Genomic DNA, 15618 nt, shown 5'->3' with positions numbered 1-15618 from the left:
CCCTCCCGCTTGCGGGAGGGGGAACACGAAGGGCGCGTGCGGAAACTTGGAAGCATCTTTGGCCGCTTCGGCTTGGCCAGCCTGTCGTCCGCCATCGTGTCGGTCAGTCATCTGGCCGTGCAACTGTTTTCCATTCATCATCTGGGCACGGCGGCGATCGGCACGCTGGCCTTCCTGCTGGTCATCATCCAGTTCGGGTACAGCCTGTCGAACGCGCTCGTTTCGACGCCCTATACGATCGCGGTCAATCAGGACGACCACGCCGACCACAAGTCGTTCGACTTCTTCTTTCCGGTGAACCTGCTGTTGGCGGCCAGTCAGGGCTTGATCTGCGCGGCGATTGCATGGGCGACGGCTTCCCCTGCTGCGGCGGCGATGTTCGGACTGGCGGGCACCTTGTCCCTGGTGCGGTGGTTCGGGCGATCCAATGCCTATGCGCATCATAGGCCCGCGCGGGCGGCGCGATCCGATCTTGCCTATGCAGGCACAATCGTCGTGGGACTTCTGGTGGCTTCCCGAACGGGTGCGGACCTGGCCGGCATCGGCGCGATGTTGGTGGTGGCGAGCATTGTGGGGTTGCTGCCCTTCGGCCTTTCCTATTTGCGGCGGCATTTTAGCATGCGGCCGACGAGTGCTCTGGGCGCCTATCGTCCCGTGTGGCGGGAGCAATCGGGCTGGACGTTGGTGGGGGTGCTTTCGACCGAAGCGACATCCAACGCGCATAGCTATATCGTGACGCTGCTCGCGGGTCCGGCTGCCTTTGCGCCTGTCGCGGTGGGGATGCTGTTCTTCCGGCCGGTCAATGTATGCATAACCGCACTTACCCAGTTGGAGCGGCCGCGCATGACCAAGGCCGTGGCGCGCGGCGATCATCACGCCGCAATCACGTCCGAGCGCATTTTCATGGGTGCGTTGCTGTTCCTGTGGGCGGGCACGTGCGTGCTGGCGGCGGTCGTGCTGTTCATCTTTCCCCAACTAATCCTGAAGCCGACGCTTGATTGGCAGCTGGTTGCAATCGCGGTGGGGCTGTGCGCCCTGCTTTCGCTGGTTCAGTGCGTGCAGACGCCGATGAGCGTCATGACGCAGGCGCGCAAGGCGTTCCGCCCGCTCGCTCATCAGAGCCTGCGCAGTTGTGGAGTCGGCATTGTGGCAGTGACGCTGCTGACGCTGGCGGTTGCGCCTATTTTCTCGATCGCTGGCGTCGTGCTGTCACAGCTGGTGATGATGCTGGGCATCTGGCAGCTCGATCGCAAATGGCGGGCCGGTCAGCGTGGGGAAGGCTGAACCCATGGCGTCAACATGGCACCGCACTGGCCTTGCGTCGCCCCTCCCCGCTCCTGCTGCATCGCGGGAAAGCCGGGTGGTTCTGGTCGCTCAGATTTTCTACTTCATATTCCTGATGATGGTCTTCATCGGCCAGCAGCCTTTCGCGTCGCGGACGCAGGATGAGCTGGTGGCGATGGCGGCGGACAATGACGGATCGGACCTGTTCAAGCAGGCGCTGTTCATCGGCTTTGCGCTGTTGCTGACGGGAGTGCAGATATTCCGTCAGCATCCGCTGAAATACCGTTTCACCTTCTGGCCGCTGGCGATCATGCTGGTCTGGTTCCTGATCACCTGTAGCTGGGGCGTCGATCCGTTCGTGTCTTTCAAGCGGGTGATGCAGCAGTTCATCGTGATCTACATCACCTTTTGCGCGTTGGCGCTGATCGGGCCGGAACGGCTGTTCACCGCGCTGCGATGGGCGTTGATTACGTCGCTGCTCATATGTTGGGTTTCGATGCCGCTGACCTCTGCCGCAGTGCATCCACCGACCGAGAGCGACAAGGCGTTGATCGGCGCGTGGCGAGGGTTCTTCTTTCACAAGAATATCGCGGGCGCGGTGATGGCGCTGTGCTTCATCGTGTGCGGTAATGCGTGGGTGGATCGCCGCAAATGGTATTATGCGCTGTTCGCAATCATGGCGTTTGTCTTCGTGATCGGGACGAAGAGCAAGACGTCACTGGCGCTGTGCATCGGCATGCTGGCGATCAGCAACATCTACCGGGCGCTGAGCGACAATACGCAGAAGCGGGCGATCCTGCTGATCATGCTCGGGTTTGGGATGGTGGGGTTCCTGGCGCTCTACATCGCCTATCAGCCGACGATCGAACGGCTGTTCGCTGATCCGACGAGCTTTACCGGGCGCGTGTCGATCTGGCGCGTGGCGTTGGATTATCTGGCCGATCACCCGTTTCTGGGCGCGGGCTTTGGCGGCTTCTGGCAGGTGGGGGCGAACTCCCCGGCGCATGATTATCTCAATCAGCAATTCCAGATGCTGACGGCGCATTCGCATGACGGATATCTGGAGATTTGGGTGACGACGGGGCCTTTAGGGCTGGCCATGCTGCTGGTGAGCTTTCTTGCCCTGCCCGCTTACTGGTTCCTGACCGGATCGACCAAGCAGAACCAGCATCTGATGGTTCCGGCCTTCGCGATCTGGGTGTTCGTCATGTACCAGAATCTGCTCGAGACCTCCTTCTTCGACAAGGATCGGCAGGTCTGGGTGATCTTCCTCGCGGCGGTCGCCACCGCGCACGCCACTTTCAAGGCCAAGCCGCGCCCGCAATGGCAGCGGCGGCACATTTCTTCCCCGGAGGCTGTTGATGGCTAGGGCTATTATCTGCATCGCTACGTGCAATCGGCCGCAAGGGTTGCAGCGGACGCTGGAGTCGATCGCGGCGCTGGAAACCAGGCACAAGCTGGAGGTGCTGGTCGCGGACAATGACGCCGCGCGAGCCGAAGGCATGGGCGTGGTCGAGCGGCTGGCTTCGCAAGGCTATCGCTGGCCGATCAAGGCGCTGCTGGTGGCTGAGCGGGGGATACCCGTGGTGCGCAATACTCTGGTGGCAGAGGCGCTGGCTCGGCCGGGCGCGACGCATATCGCGATGCTGGACGATGATGAAGCCGCCTCCCCCGGCTGGATCAATGCGCTGGTGGATACGGCGATGCGGTGGAATGCGGATGTCGTGGGCGGCGCGGTAGTGCGAGAGATGGACGCGCGGGTTGCGCCCTGGGCCGCGCGGCATCCCTTGTTGCAGGCCAAGCGGCGCGGGACGTCAGGGCCTGTCGCGTTGGTGGATAGTACCGCCAATGTGCTGATCTCTGCGCAGGCGCTGCATCAGATGGGCGAACGGCCATTCGATGAGCGCATGGCGCTGACCGGCGGGTCGGACAAGCAGCTGTTCAGCCGCATGGCACGCAAGGGCTTTCGCTTTGCCTGGTCAGAGGAGGCCCTTGTGACGGAGCTGATCCCGGCGAGCCGGGTCACTACCAAATGGCTGCTGATGCGCGGCTATCGGCTGGGGATGACCGACATGATGGTCGAGCGGTTTCACAGGGGGCGGTTGCGCACTCTGGTGGGCGAAGCGCCGCGCATTGCCGCAGGATTTCTGGTGGGCACGCTGGGCGCTGCGACGACGTTCGACCGAGGCAAGCGCGTCGTGCGGCTGGGTAAACTCTACCGCGCTATCGGCAAGATCGCCGGAATCGCGGGCTTCCGTTACGAAGAATATCGAAAGGTGCATGGCGCATGAGCGATGCTGCTCCCTTCTTTTCCGTCGTCATCCCGCTCTATAATCGGGCCGATATCGTGGGTGATACGATCCGGTCGGTGCAGGCGCAGGACTGGCAGGATTTTGAAATCGTCGTGATCGATGACGGATCGCGCGACGATCCCGCTCCGGTGATCGACGCCATTGGCGACCCGCGCGTACGGTATATCAGGCAGGATAATGCCGGAGGTGGCGCGGCGCGCAATCATGGGATCAAGGCCGCGAGGGGCCGATATATCGCCTTCCTCGATTCGGACGACCTCTTCCTGCCGGGCAAACTGTCGATCATGGCGCAGGCGCTAAAGGATGATGACGGCCGCACAGTCCTCTATTCCAGGATGAAGGTGGACCGGGGCGTCGATCGTTACTGGATCAGGCCTGATCGCGGCATTCGGGACGGCGAGGATGTCGGCGAATATCTGTTCTGCGCCAACCAGTTCATGCAGACATCGACCATGGTCGTACCGAGCGAAATGGCCCGCAAGGTGCTGTTCGATCCGGCGCTGAAGAAGGGACAGGATCTCGACTTCTGCGTCCGGTTGCAGGGCGCAGGGGCGCGTTTCAAGATGATCGACGAGCCGCTGACGGTCTGGCTGGACGCGACGGAAGATGGCCGCACATCCTATGTTCGCGGTTATGAAACCTCGCTGGATTGGCTGGATCGCTGCGGTCACATGCTGACCGATCGGGCACGGCGCGGCTATCGCGCGACGGTGCTGGCCTATCACATGGCGCCCGTGCGCCCCGTCGCTGCGCTACGCGATCTGGTGATCGGCATGTTCGCAGGTGGGGTGCCGCCACGGGTGGTCGCGCGACAGATATTGCGATCCTACCTTCCCAAGCCGCTCTACCGTTCGCTGGTCAACCTGTTCGTACTTCGGTTCGGCAAGGGCGAACCCGCCCATGGCGGAGCGCGGTCGTGATGAGCGCCTGGCAACCTCCATCGCAGCTTCAGGCTGCCGTCGCCCAACCGATATTTTCGGTTGTCATCCCTACCTATCAACGCCGCGAAGCCGTCGTGGCGGCGGTGCTTTCCGCATTGGAGCAGAGCATCGCGGTGATCGAAGTGATTGTCGTCGTCGATGGATCGACCGACGGCACCGAACTAGCACTGGGCGCGATCAAGGACCCACGCCTGACCATCGTCGTCCAGCAGAACCGGGGAGCGTCGGCGGCGCGCAACGCCGGTGTCGATCGCGCACGGGGCCGATACATCGCCTTTCTGGATTGCGATGACCGTTTCCTGCCGCATCACCTTGCCGATCTGCTGCCCCTGCTTGAGGAGAGTGACGATGTCGTCGCCTATGGGCAGGTGCTGGCTGACCGGGGCGGCGGGCGGAATTTCCTCAAGCCCCCGCGCGCGATCCAACAGAATGAGCCGGTCGATCGCTACCTGATGTGCGATAGAGGCTTCATCCAGACCAGCAGCGTGGCGCTCAACCGTTCGCTCGCCGAAAAGGTCCGTTATCGCGAAGATGTGAAGTTCGGGGACGACACCGATTTCGCGTTGCGCCTGTCGCTGGCGGGCGCGCGTTTCGTGATGGCCAGCCGCCCCGGTACGATCTGGGCAGACCGTCAGGCAGAGGACAGGCTGTCGCAGATCCGGGGGAGTGTCGGCAGCCTGACCTGGCTGGCGGACCTGCGCCCCCATATCTCGGCGCGCGCCTTTTCCGGATATATGGGTTGGCATGCTGCAAAGAGCATCTGGCCGACCAAACGGCTTCGAGCCATCCGCTACTATCTGACGGCATTGTTCCATGGCGCCTATGGGCCGCGTCTGGCGGGCGCGGTGCTGATGCAGATCGTTCTGCCGGACGGCGTTTACCGCAAAATCTGTGACCGCTGGATCGACGTCACGCGATTGTTGAGCGGGCGGAGGCAAAGCCTGTGAGGCGGCGGGATTTTCTGGCGGGGGCAGCGACGCTGGCAGCCTGCTCTCCCATACCGCCCGGCGCCGCCCGCGTCGTGTCGCGCGAAGGATTGGCCGATCACGCAAAGGCTTCCGGGCGCTATTTCGGGGCGGCCGTGAAATCGCGATTGCTGCGCGAGGACAGTGCTTATCGCGCAACAGTGGCGCGGGAATGCGACATTCTGGTGCAGGAATATGAACTGAAGCGCGGAACCACCGAACCAAAGCCCGGCAAATACGACTTCAGCGGGGCTGACCAGATTATCGACTTTGCACAAGCGCATGGGATGCGGGCGCGCGGACACACATTGGTCTGGTACACGGCCAATCCGCCCTGGCTGGAACCGGCGGTGCAGCAGGCAAGCGATACGCAGCAACGACAGTTGATGACCGGCTATATCGACGTTGCCATGCGGCGCTATGCGGGCCGGATTTCCGAATGGGACGTAGTCAATGAAACACTTGAGCCCAATCAGGGCCGAGCCGATGGCATGCGCGCCGAGAGTCTATGGATGAAGGCCATGGGCGAGCGATATATCGACCTTGCCTTTCATCGGGCGCGGGAAGTCGATGGCGAGGCCACGCTATTCCTGGGCGACTATGGGCTGGAGCATGACTCTCCGCGTTGCGAACGGCGGCGAACCGCCATGCTGAAGCTGCTCGATCGTTTGATGAGCCGGGGCGTGCCTGTTGATGCGATCGGCATTCAGGGGCATCTGAAACCCTATAAGGAGCCGTTCAATCAGCGGCAATTTGCCGATTTTCTGGCAACGCTGAGCGGATATGGTTTGAAGCTGGCGATCACTGAACTGGATATCGCCGACCGTGGCGGGCCACCTAATCCGGACAAGCGCGACCGCGAGGTTGCGGCCTTTGCCAAGGCTTTCCTCGATGTGGCACTGGATAATCCGGCGATGGGATCAGTCCTGTGCTGGGGCGTGTCGGACAGAGATTCATGGCTGTCCAAATATCCCGAATATAAATGGCCTGACGGGCAGCTATCCCGTGGCCTGCCCTTTGACGGTAAAATGGCCCGGAAGCCATTTTGGGACGCAATCGCTGGCGCCTTCGATGCCGCGCCCCCTGCAAGGAGGAACCGGGCATGAGGGTCGCCTCGCTCACCGGCCTGCGCGGGGTCGCGGCCGTTTCCGTCCTGCTTTATCATATCCCGCATCAACCAACCTTTTCGCAGTTTGCGATCCCGCTTTTCTCGCGGGCCTATCTGGCCGTCGATCTCTTCTTCATCCTGAGCGGCTTCGTCATTTCCTATGGCTATCATGACCGGGTGGTGAAGCATCTGGGCAAAGCGAGCTATTTCGATTTCCTGATCAATCGCGTGGCACGGGTCTGGCCGCTGCACCTGATCGTCACATTGGTCTTTGGGCTGCGCATCCTGCTCAACGTGTCGGGCAATCAGTCGATAGAGTTGAACCCGGCCAATATCCTCAGCAACCTCTTCATGGTGCAGAGCTGGGGTTGGGGCACGGAGCCGATCGCGGGCAATAGCTGGTCTGTCAGCACGGAAGTCGCCGCCTATCTGATCTATCCGCTGATCGCGATCCTTGCCTTTTCGCGCTGGGCCTGGGCGCAGGCGGCAATCTGCATCGGAGTGCTGCTGTTCGTTGCATCGTCGGGACTGGGGGCCAGCGGGCCACTTGACGTCAATGACAGTGACAGCGTGCTGACGTTGCTGCGCTGCCTTGCGGGCTTTTCGCTGGGCGTGCTGACATATCGCGTTGCGGACCATCCTCTGTGCAAGGCCGTGATTGGCCGCAGCGGTGGATTTGCAGCGGTTTGCGGTTTGATCGCGCTGGCGCTGCTGTTCCCGGGAGCTGACTTGCTGGTCGTGTGCCTGATGCCTGCGCTGGTGCTGAGCTGCTATTATGACGGGCCAGCCGCGCGGGCGGTAATGGCCAATCGGCTGAGCTTCCACCTCGGCCTCATCAGCTATTCCATCTATCTTTGGCATCCACTGGTGCGCGACGTCGCCGCGCGCGCGATGGGCGTGGCGCAGCGGCATGGGATAGTCGGGGTGGACTCGCTGTTTGTGCTTGGGATGCTGGTGGTCACCTGGCTGATCTGCTGGGTCAGCTATTTGCTGATCGAGATACGAGGGCACCAGTTCATCAAATGGCTGCAAAAGGGGCGTCCGCAGCGTCCCACCGCACTGGAACCAGCGGCACCATGATGAGCAAGCCTGTCTGGATTGCGGTTCCGACGTTCCGGCGGCCCGCCGAATTGCGGCACTTGCTGGAGACGCTGGCAAAGATGGTGCAGCGGCAGGATGTCATGGTGCTGGTCGCCGACAATGACGGGGACGCGGCGGAGGGTGCCGCTGTCGTGGAAGCGTTGCAGAGAAGCGGCTATCCCCTACCCCTTACTCTGCTGCCGGTGGCGGAGCCGGGGCTTTGCTCGGTTCGCAATGCGATATGTGATGCCGCGATGGCCGATCCCACTATGCGGTTCATTGCGATGATCGACGATGATGAGTGGCCCCAGCCCGGCTGGCTCGATGCGCTGCTTGCCTGCCAGGCGCAGGTGGGTGCCGATGTGGTCGCTGGACCTGTTGATTTTCACTTCAAGAATGGGCCGCCACGATGGGCGCAACAGACTTTGGTGTTCCGGCCGGAGCAGCGTGCATGGGGCGCGACGGCCATGTTGTGGGCAAGCAATAACCTGCTGGTGAACCGCAGGGCGCTGGAAATGTTGCCACGGCCGTGGTTCGATGTGCGCTTCAATCGCAGCGGGGGTGAAGATCTGGATTTCCTTGCGCGGTTGCGGGAAGCGGGCGCGCGGTTCGCCTGGGCACCCGATGCGCGGGTGAGCGAATGGGTGCCGCCGGAGCGGGCAAAGCTGAGCTGGGTGCTCAAGCGGATGTGGCGGATCGGATTTACCGAGACACTGGCGCGGCGGAAGCGGCGGCCGGGGCGCGTTGCGCAGGCTGTGCTGGTAGCGCGGACACTCGGCATTCTGGGGTTGCGCACCGTCGGCCTTGCAGGACTGATCCTGCCCGGCGTTCGCCGCGTGGACGTTGCCGGGCAGTGGGTCAAATGCTGGGGGCGCCTCTATGCCCTGTCAGGCGGCGCCCACGCCCATTATGGCGCGCTGTAGATGCGCAGGCTCTTGATGATCATATCTCCAGAGCCATCATCATAGGCGCCACTGGTCTTCACCGCGACGTCCATGATCGGATACCAGCGGTGCCCCTGGAAGGGATTGACCGACTGGTATGTTTCAACGCCATCAACGAACCAGGTGATATAATCACGCTGAATATCGACGGCGAAGCGGTGAAAGTCTTGGGCGAAGCCATCGAGGCCGTAAGCCTGCTCAGCCTGGATCGTGACGCCGCGCTGGAAGCTGCGGACGCCGTCGGTGCCGCCATGGATGGTGTGGGCGATATGACGATCGAAGTCCCAAAAGCTTTGATAGCCAAAGCCTTCATAGATATCGATTTCGGGCGGCCATCCGCTGGTGGAGATAAGCCAGAATGCGGGCCATGAGCCGCGACGGTTGGGCATCCGGGCCACCCATTCATATTGGCCATAGCCGATCTGGGACCCAGTGAAGTTGCGGCCATCCAGCACCGACGCGCCATAATACCAGTTTTGGCCTTCATACCAGATGGGGGACTTCAGCTTCTGGCTGTGCAGGACGAGACCCTGTGTGCCCCAGTAGACTGGACCTTCAATGCCGGGGAATAGCGACGAATCCAGATAGAGCCCGGTCTCTCCATTGGCGATCTGGGTACGCCCATGCGATAGCGAGGTGGCCCAGCGATCCCAGCCGCCGTCGGGCGAGCGCTTGTGCGTGTCCTTCTTCAGCTCGAACTGGAGCGTGCCTGTTGCCGCGAAAGTTCGGGGCTGGCGGAAAGTGCCGGTTGCATTGGGTGTTGACGCGACGGTGCTGGTCGCGGTGATGGTTGCCAGCGATTGTCCTTGAAGGCCGCCCCAGGGCGCTTCCCGCAGCTTCAGCTGGAATTGCTGTCCCTCGGCGAGGCTGGTGATCGGTACACCGACCGTCTGGACGAGCGGATCGCCGGGGCGGAAGATCACGACGGTATCTACCGTCTGGTAGTTATAGCCGGACAGCGCGCGCAGCGTGCCTGACCCATTCACGGTAATGACCCGCGCGATGACGGTGTTCGGCGTCGGACGATCCAGCGTTACCGGCACATAGGCGGTGCCGCTGCCCGGATGCACGGTCGCATTGCCTAGCGACAGGGTCGATTTGTCCGGCAGCTTTGTACCATTGGCGAAATCGAATGTGGAGAAACTGGATGAAACGGTCGAAGTGGTGTCAGTCGATAGCGAAGTTGTCGAAGCTGTCGTCGATGTCGATCCACTGCTGAGTAGAGTCGTGCTCGACCCCGTCTGCAAGTTAGTCGATGTCGATCCACTCGATAACATCGTTGCAGCCCCCGCCGCCATGACGAATAGTAGCGATAATCCGGCTCCACACATGGAGCCGGTCAGTTTGATATTCATTTTTGCAACCCCCGCTTATTAGCCCCTTGAGGGTCCTATACGAAGATTAACAAAAACTTCCGGTCAAGCACGGCTCATCGCAAAGCCGGAGCTTTTGCGATGAGCCGATACAGCTAGGCTTTATTCCGCTGCCTGGATGAGCGTTTCGGGTTCCGGTTCTGCGCCCCGGCCTACGCTGACATAGGAGAACCCCGCCGCTTCCGCGTCGGCGGCCCGGTAGATGTTGCGAAGATCGACAAGGCCCTCGCCGCTCATCACGGATCGCAGGCGCGGCAGGTCGAGCGCACGGAGCGCGTCCCATTCGGTGACGATCACGACGGCCGCAGCGCCTTGGGCGGCCTCATAGGGATTGGCGCAGAAATCGACGCCGCGCAGCATCGATCGAGCGGCCTCCATTCCTTCCGGATCATAGGCGCGGACCTGTGCGCCCGCATCCTGCAACGCCTGTATGATGGAGAGCGAAGGCGCGTCCCGCATGTCGTCCGTGTTCGGCTTGAAGGTCAGGCCCAGCACGCCGATCGTCTTGCCGCGGACGGAGCCGTTGCACACAGCGACCACTTTGCGGGCCATGGCGCGCTTGCGGCTTTCGTTGATCGCAACCGTTGTTTCGATGAGGCGGATCGGCGCGCCCGCGTCTTCGGCGGTCTTCACCAGCGCCAGCGTATCCTTGGGGAAGCAGGAGCCGCCATAGCCGGGACCCGCGTGGAGGAACTTGCTGCCGATGCGGTTATCGAGGCCGATGCCGCGCGCAACCTGCTGAACGTCCGCGCCGACATGTTCGCACAGTTCCGCGATTTCGTTGATGTAGGTGATCTTCATCGCGAGGAAGGCATTGGCGGCATATTTGATGAGTTCGCTGGTGCGTCTGCCGGTAAACTGAATTGGTGCCTGATTCAGATAGAGCGGGCGGTACACCTCCTCCATCACAGGGCGGGCGCGATCATCCTCGATGCCGATGACGATGCGGTCAGGCCGCTTGAAATCCTGGATTGCCGCGCCTTCGCGCAAGAATTCGGGGTTGGAGGCGACGGCAAACTCCGCAGCCGGGTTGGCTTCGCGGATGATGCGGTCCACTTCATCGCCCGTTCCGACAGGGACAGTCGATTTGGTGACGATGACGGTAAAGCCGCGCAATGATGACGCGATTTCACGAGCCGCTTCATAGACGTAGCTGAGATCAGCGTGGCCATCGCCTCGGCGGGCAGGCGTGCCGACCGCAATGAACACGACGTCCGCCTCTGCCACAGCAGCGGCCAGATCCGTGGTAAAGGTGAGGCGCCCGCCCTTCACATTGCGCGCGATCAGGTCGGCGAGTCCCGGCTCGTAAATCGGTACGCCGCCGTCGCGCAGCACCTCAATCTTCACAACGTCCTTGTCCACGCAGACAACATCATGCCCAAAGTCGGCAAGGCATGCGCCCGAAACCAGCCCAACATAGCCCGATCCGGTCATCACGATCCGCATCACCTATTCTCCTTAACAAGCGGCTCCCCTTGCGCAGCGATCCGGAGAAAAAGGCGCAAAAAGCCGATCCCGCGAGCGCGGGATTGATGGGCTTAGCCTTTCGCCATGGATCGGATGCCCAAGCGTAAAGCCTGACATCCAAAAGCTGGAACCAGCCAGCTATTGATGCAGCGCAGCATAGCGTCTCGCACCGAGTTGATGCAACGCAACCTGCCGCTAAGCAGACACATATGGGCGTGGAACCAGCCGGTTGCTGGTAGGAAACCGTGTCAGATGCCGCCAGCGACGACCGGCCAGCCGCCTTGCTCCAGTCGAGCGCTCAAATCGGCAATGCACTGCTCCAGCACTGCGGCCCGAGTTGAGCGGATGACGAAGTTTGCCCCCGTCCGGCCATCCCGGAAGAAAGGATAGCTGCCGATCTGACAGCCTTCATGCGTACGCTCCGTCACGGCGAGAAGGTCGGCAATCTCGCTTTCCGCGACCCAGCAGCCAATCTGCGCCGACAGCAGGGGTTGGCCGCCCTCCAACGTCCCGGTCAGCATGTCGAGCATGCCAGCGGTGATGTGCGGCACGCCCGCCATGATAAAGATATTGCCATGTCGAATGCCAGGCGCGCCTGACATCCGGTTTTCGATAAGGTCTGAACCGGCGGGCACCCTGGCCATGCGCAACCGCGCGTCGGTCAACCCGCCCCGTGTTTCATAATAGCCCTGGAGCATGGCGCGGGCCTGCGGATGAATTTCGACATCGACATCAAGGGCGCGGGCGATCGCGTCGACAGTGATGTCGTCGTGTGTCGGCCCGATGCCTCCTGTGGTGAACAGATAGTCGTGGCGCACCCGAAGCGCATTTACCGCTTCGACGATGGAGTCGCTGTCGTCCGCGATCACGCGTACTTCGCGCAGCCTGATCCCCTGCACGTTCAGCCAGGACGCGATCTGCGCGATATTCTTGTCCTGGGTTCGGCCGGACAGAATCTCGTCTCCGATCACGATCAGCGCGGCGGTCCAGATACGTTCGGTTACGGGCATGAGGCTGGCCATAGCGTTTGACGCGTCGGCTGCCTAGCCCGACGCGATCGGGGCCTCGCAATATCCTGCTGCACCGCCTATAACCCGGACATGACCGAATATATGACGATGACGGCCGATGCGCCGATTTCGCGATCAACCGCGATCAAATTGTATGACGCTGCGGGTTTCGAAGGCATGCGCAAGGCGGGACGGCTGGCTGCCGAAATCCTGGATGCGCTGGTGCCGCATGTGGTGCCGGGCGTAACCACCGGCGAACTGGACGACATCGTCCGGCGCATGACGCTGGACGGGGGCGGCGTGCCCGCCACCCTTGGCTATCGTGGCTATACGCATAGCTGCTGCATCTCGCTCAACAATGTCATTTGCCATGGCATCCCCGGCGACATGAAGCTGAAGGATGGCGATATCCTGAATATCGACGTGACGCCGCTGGTCGATGGGTGGCATGGCGATACGAGCCGGATGTTCATAGTCGGCGAAACCAGCATCAAGGCACGGCGGCTGATCGAAGTGACCTATGAATGTCTGATGCTGGGCATAGAACAGGCAAAGCCCGGTCACCATCTGGGCGACATCGGCCATGCTATTCAGAAGCACGCCGAAAAGCATCGCTATGGCGTGGTCCGCGATTTTTGCGGCCATGGTTTGGGCCGCGTATTTCACGACAGTCCCGAAGTCGTCCATATCGGCCGGCCGGGCGCTGGGCCGGAACTGCGCCCCGGCATGTTCTTCACCATCGAACCGATGATCAACATCGGAAAGCCCGGCGTGAAGATGCTGGAAGACGGATGGACCGCCGTCACGCGCGATCGCACGCTGTCGGCGCAGTTCGAACATAGCATCGGGATTACCGAAAATGGCTGCGAGATTTTCACGAAGAGCCCGGCGGGCCTCGACGCACCGCCTTATCTGAGCTGAAAAAACACTGCCTAAAAATCAGGCACGGTGGGACAATATTGCTCTGAAATCAGGCAATATGGACAAAGATTGCGGCATCGCCGAAAGCGTGGCGTAGCGATTCGCCGTTTGGCACGGTAATTGATTATTGAAAGGCACGGCGCATGTCTCGGGGGCATGAAGATCGTCGCTTGTAAATGATGAGGGCGAAGATCACTTCGTCATCGCGCGCGCGTTTGAGTTGGGATTAGAGTGATGAAAAAGATCGAGGCGATCATCAAGCCGTTCAAGCTCGACGAGGTGAAGGAAGCGCTGCACGAAGTGGGCGTGTCCGGCATCACGGTTACGGAGGCCAAGGGCTTTGGCCGTCAGAAGGGCCATACCGAACTGTATCGTGGCGCTGAATATGTCGTCGACTTCCTACCCAAGGTGAAGCTGGAGGTGGTCGTGGACGACGCCTTGGCAGACCGCGTGGTGGAGGCGATCTCTGCCGCCGCGCAAACCGGACGGATCGGCGACGGCAAAATTTTCATCTCGGCGATCGAAGGCGCGGTTCGCATCCGCACCGGCGAGCGGGACAGCGACGCTATCTGATCTCCATCAATTTTGATTTCGCGTCAGCTTCGTAAAGGAGCTGACGAACTGCAACATCCACTACCCCTTCGGGGGGGCAATCATGAAAGAAGGGCAAGCGCACATGGCCAACACGCCAAAAGACATCCTGAAGATGATCGAAGAAAAGGAGATCGAGTGGGTCGATCTGCGCTTCACCGATCCCAAGGGCAAGTGGCAGCACCTGACCATGGTGTCTTCGGTCCTGGGCGAAGATGAGCTGAACGAAGGCCTGATGTTCGACGGTTCGTCGATCGAAGGCTGGAAGGCAATCAACGAGTCGGACATGATCCTGAAGCCCGACCTGGACGCGGTCTATGTCGATCCCTTCAGCGCGACCCCGATGCTGATCCTGTTCTGCGACATCGTCGAGCCCGACACTGGCGAACTCTATGCCCGTGACCCGCGCTCGACCGCCAAGCGCGCAGAAGCCTTCGTCAAGTCGGCTGGTTTCGGCGACACCGTCTATGTCGGCCCGGAAGCCGAATTCTTCATGTTCGACGACGTCCGCTTCAACAACGACTATAACGAATCCTTCTACAAGATCGACGACATCGAGCTGCCGACCAATACCGGCCGTGAATATGAAGGTGGCAACCTTGCCCACCGTCCGCGCGCCAAGGGTGGCTACTTCCCCGTCGCTCCGGTCGATCCGGCCACCGACATCCGCGCCGAGATGGTCACCACCATGCTCGAAATGGGCCTGCCCTGCGACAAGCACCACCATGAAGTGGCCGCTGCCCAGCACGAACTCGGCCTGACCTTCGGCACGCTGGTGCAGACCGCCGACCGCATGCAGATCTATAAGTATGTCGTGCAGATGGTCGCCCAGGCCTATGGCAAGACCGCAACCTTCATGCCCAAGCCCATCGCGCAGGATAATGGTTCGGGCATGCACACGCACATGTCCATCTGGGACGGTGGCAAGCCGCTGTTCGCGGGCGAAGGCTATGCCGGCCTCAGCGACATGTGCCTCTACTTCATCGGCGGTGTCATCAAGCACGCCAAGGCACTGAACGCTTTCACCAACCCGACCACCAACAGCTACAAGCGCCTGGTGCCGGGCTTCGAAGCGCCTGTTCTGCTGGCCTATTCGGCGCGCAACCGCTCGGCCTCCTGCCGTATTCCGTACGGCGCGGGTTCGAAGGCAAAGCGCGTGGAGTTCCGCTTCCCCGACGCGATGGCAAACCCCTACCTCTGCTACGCAGCGCTGCTGATGGCTGGTCTGGACGGCATCGAGAACAAGATCCATCCGGGTTCCGCGATGGACAAGAACCTCTATGATCTGCCGCCGGAAGAACTGAGCCAGGTGCCGACCGTTTGCGGTTCGCTGCGTGAAGCACTGAACAGCCTGGAAGCGGACTATGAGTTCCTGCTGAAGGGTGACGTGTTCACCAAGGACCAGATCGAAGCCTATATCGAGCTGAAGTGGCCCGAAGTGTACCGCTGGGAAATGGCTCCTTCGCCGGTCGAATTCGACATGTACTACAGCTCCTGATTTTTTTCGGGTTGCCGTCAAGAAAGAAGCTCGGTCACGCAAGTGGCCGGGCTTTTTCTTTTGCTTGGGCCAACGAGATGAGAAACATTTGAGCAACCTGATGGCCATGATGAGTAAGCCTTCA

At 61.3% G+C, this 15618-nt stretch carries 14 protein-coding genes; 11 read left to right on the top strand and 3 right to left on the bottom strand.

Annotated elements, in window-relative coordinates; genetic code table 11:
* Nucleotides 1–36: 36 nt before the first annotated feature.
* Genes AC6JBC_RS06890 through AC6JBC_RS06855 form a run of 8 tightly spaced genes read left to right on the top strand, consistent with a single transcriptional unit; the run spans nt 37 to nt 8613 of the window.
* Nucleotides 37–1284 carry a polysaccharide biosynthesis protein gene (locus tag AC6JBC_RS06890; RefSeq protein WP_498023565.1) on the top strand — a complete coding sequence of 416 codons (1248 nt, stop codon included), beginning with the start codon at nt 37–39 and terminating at the stop codon, nt 1282–1284.
* A gap of 4 nt (nt 1285–1288) precedes the next feature.
* Complete coding sequence (locus AC6JBC_RS06885; RefSeq protein ID WP_498023563.1) at nt 1289–2653, top strand: O-antigen ligase family protein; 1365 nt, start codon at nt 1289–1291, stop codon at nt 2651–2653.
* Nucleotides 2646–3575, top strand: coding sequence for a glycosyltransferase family 2 protein (locus AC6JBC_RS06880; RefSeq protein ID WP_498023561.1), 930 nt, complete (start codon nt 2646–2648; stop codon nt 3573–3575). The genes AC6JBC_RS06885 and AC6JBC_RS06880 overlap by 8 nt, the downstream gene beginning before the upstream one ends.
* Entirely contained in the window at nt 3572–4516 is a 945-nt protein-coding gene (locus AC6JBC_RS06875) for a glycosyltransferase family 2 protein (protein WP_498023559.1), read from the top strand. The genes AC6JBC_RS06880 and AC6JBC_RS06875 overlap by 4 nt, the downstream gene beginning before the upstream one ends.
* Nucleotides 4516–5484 carry a glycosyltransferase family 2 protein gene (locus tag AC6JBC_RS06870; protein ID WP_498023557.1) on the top strand — a complete coding sequence of 323 codons (969 nt, stop codon included), beginning with the start codon at nt 4516–4518 and terminating at the stop codon, nt 5482–5484. The genes AC6JBC_RS06875 and AC6JBC_RS06870 overlap by 1 nt, the downstream gene beginning before the upstream one ends.
* On the top strand, nt 5481–6608 hold the full coding sequence (locus AC6JBC_RS06865; RefSeq protein WP_498023555.1) for an endo-1,4-beta-xylanase: 1128 nt from the start codon (nt 5481–5483) through the stop codon (nt 6606–6608). The genes AC6JBC_RS06870 and AC6JBC_RS06865 overlap by 4 nt, the downstream gene beginning before the upstream one ends.
* Nucleotides 6605–7690: an acyltransferase family protein gene (locus AC6JBC_RS06860; protein ID WP_498023553.1), complete on the top strand. Its 1086-nt coding sequence runs from the start codon at nt 6605–6607 to the stop codon at nt 7688–7690. The genes AC6JBC_RS06865 and AC6JBC_RS06860 overlap by 4 nt, the downstream gene beginning before the upstream one ends.
* Nucleotides 7687–8613, top strand: a complete 927-nt coding sequence (locus AC6JBC_RS06855; RefSeq protein WP_498023551.1) for a glycosyltransferase family 2 protein — start codon at nt 7687–7689, stop codon at nt 8611–8613. The genes AC6JBC_RS06860 and AC6JBC_RS06855 overlap by 4 nt, the downstream gene beginning before the upstream one ends.
* Here the strand turns inward: AC6JBC_RS06855 and AC6JBC_RS06850 are convergent.
* The 3 genes from AC6JBC_RS06850 to AC6JBC_RS06840 form a co-directional block, all read right to left on the bottom strand.
* Nucleotides 8598–9989, bottom strand: a complete 1392-nt coding sequence (locus AC6JBC_RS06850) for a glycoside hydrolase family 16 protein (protein ID WP_498023549.1) — start codon at nt 9987–9989, stop codon at nt 8598–8600. The genes AC6JBC_RS06855 and AC6JBC_RS06850 overlap by 16 nt on opposite strands.
* 120 nt (nt 9990–10109) lie before the next feature.
* Nucleotides 10110–11453, bottom strand: a complete 1344-nt coding sequence (locus AC6JBC_RS06845) for a UDP-glucose dehydrogenase family protein (protein WP_498023547.1) — start codon at nt 11451–11453, stop codon at nt 10110–10112.
* 269 nt (nt 11454–11722) lie between these two features.
* Nucleotides 11723–12496 carry a competence/damage-inducible protein A gene (locus AC6JBC_RS06840; RefSeq protein ID WP_498023545.1) on the bottom strand — a complete coding sequence of 258 codons (774 nt, stop codon included), beginning with the start codon at nt 12494–12496 and terminating at the stop codon, nt 11723–11725.
* A 78-nt stretch (nt 12497–12574) separates the two neighbouring features.
* Here AC6JBC_RS06840 and map point away from each other — a divergent pair, with 78 nt between their 5' ends.
* From map to glnA, 3 genes are all read left to right on the top strand, one after another.
* The gene (gene map / locus AC6JBC_RS06835; protein ID WP_498023543.1) at nt 12575–13405 is read left to right on the top strand and encodes a type I methionyl aminopeptidase; all 831 of its coding nucleotides are present in this window, start codon (nt 12575–12577) and stop codon (nt 13403–13405) included.
* A 234-nt stretch (nt 13406–13639) separates the two neighbouring features.
* Nucleotides 13640–13978, top strand: coding sequence for a P-II family nitrogen regulator (locus AC6JBC_RS06830; RefSeq protein ID WP_196225956.1), 339 nt, complete (start codon nt 13640–13642; stop codon nt 13976–13978).
* A 103-nt stretch (nt 13979–14081) separates the two neighbouring features.
* Nucleotides 14082–15494 (top strand): type I glutamate--ammonia ligase, encoded by a 1413-nt coding sequence (gene glnA / locus AC6JBC_RS06825; protein ID WP_449474638.1) that lies wholly within the window; start codon nt 14082–14084, stop codon nt 15492–15494.
* Nucleotides 15495–15618 lie beyond the last annotated feature (124 nt).

This window comes from Sphingobium sp. RC1, from assembly GCF_059738765.1.
The sequence above is the reverse complement of the archived record's forward strand: the minus strand, read 5'-3'. Positions and strand labels throughout refer to the sequence as shown.

What these genes read in the sequence shown, in the direction of transcription:
- glnA (WP_449474638.1), top strand. Translation starts at nt 14,082, where the DNA reads ATGGCCAACACGCCAAAAGACATCCTGAAGATGATCGAAGAAAAGGAG.
- map (WP_498023543.1), top strand. Translation starts at nt 12,575, where the DNA reads ATGACCGAATATATGACGATGACGGCCGATGCGCCGATTTCGCGATCA.
- AC6JBC_RS06880 (WP_498023561.1), top strand. Translation starts at nt 2,646, where the DNA reads ATGGCTAGGGCTATTATCTGCATCGCTACGTGCAATCGGCCGCAAGGG.
- AC6JBC_RS06870 (WP_498023557.1), top strand. Translation starts at nt 4,516, where the DNA reads ATGAGCGCCTGGCAACCTCCATCGCAGCTTCAGGCTGCCGTCGCCCAA.
- AC6JBC_RS06850 (WP_498023549.1), bottom strand. Translation starts at nt 9,989, where the DNA reads ATGAATATCAAACTGACCGGCTCCATGTGTGGAGCCGGATTATCGCTA.
- AC6JBC_RS06855 (WP_498023551.1), top strand. Translation starts at nt 7,687, where the DNA reads ATGATGAGCAAGCCTGTCTGGATTGCGGTTCCGACGTTCCGGCGGCCC.
- AC6JBC_RS06885 (WP_498023563.1), top strand. Translation starts at nt 1,289, where the DNA reads ATGGCGTCAACATGGCACCGCACTGGCCTTGCGTCGCCCCTCCCCGCT.
- AC6JBC_RS06845 (WP_498023547.1), bottom strand. Translation starts at nt 11,453, where the DNA reads ATGCGGATCGTGATGACCGGATCGGGCTATGTTGGGCTGGTTTCGGGC.
- AC6JBC_RS06840 (WP_498023545.1), bottom strand. Translation starts at nt 12,496, where the DNA reads ATGGCCAGCCTCATGCCCGTAACCGAACGTATCTGGACCGCCGCGCTG.
- AC6JBC_RS06860 (WP_498023553.1), top strand. Translation starts at nt 6,605, where the DNA reads ATGAGGGTCGCCTCGCTCACCGGCCTGCGCGGGGTCGCGGCCGTTTCC.
- AC6JBC_RS06875 (WP_498023559.1), top strand. Translation starts at nt 3,572, where the DNA reads ATGAGCGATGCTGCTCCCTTCTTTTCCGTCGTCATCCCGCTCTATAAT.
- AC6JBC_RS06830 (WP_196225956.1), top strand. Translation starts at nt 13,640, where the DNA reads ATGAAAAAGATCGAGGCGATCATCAAGCCGTTCAAGCTCGACGAGGTG.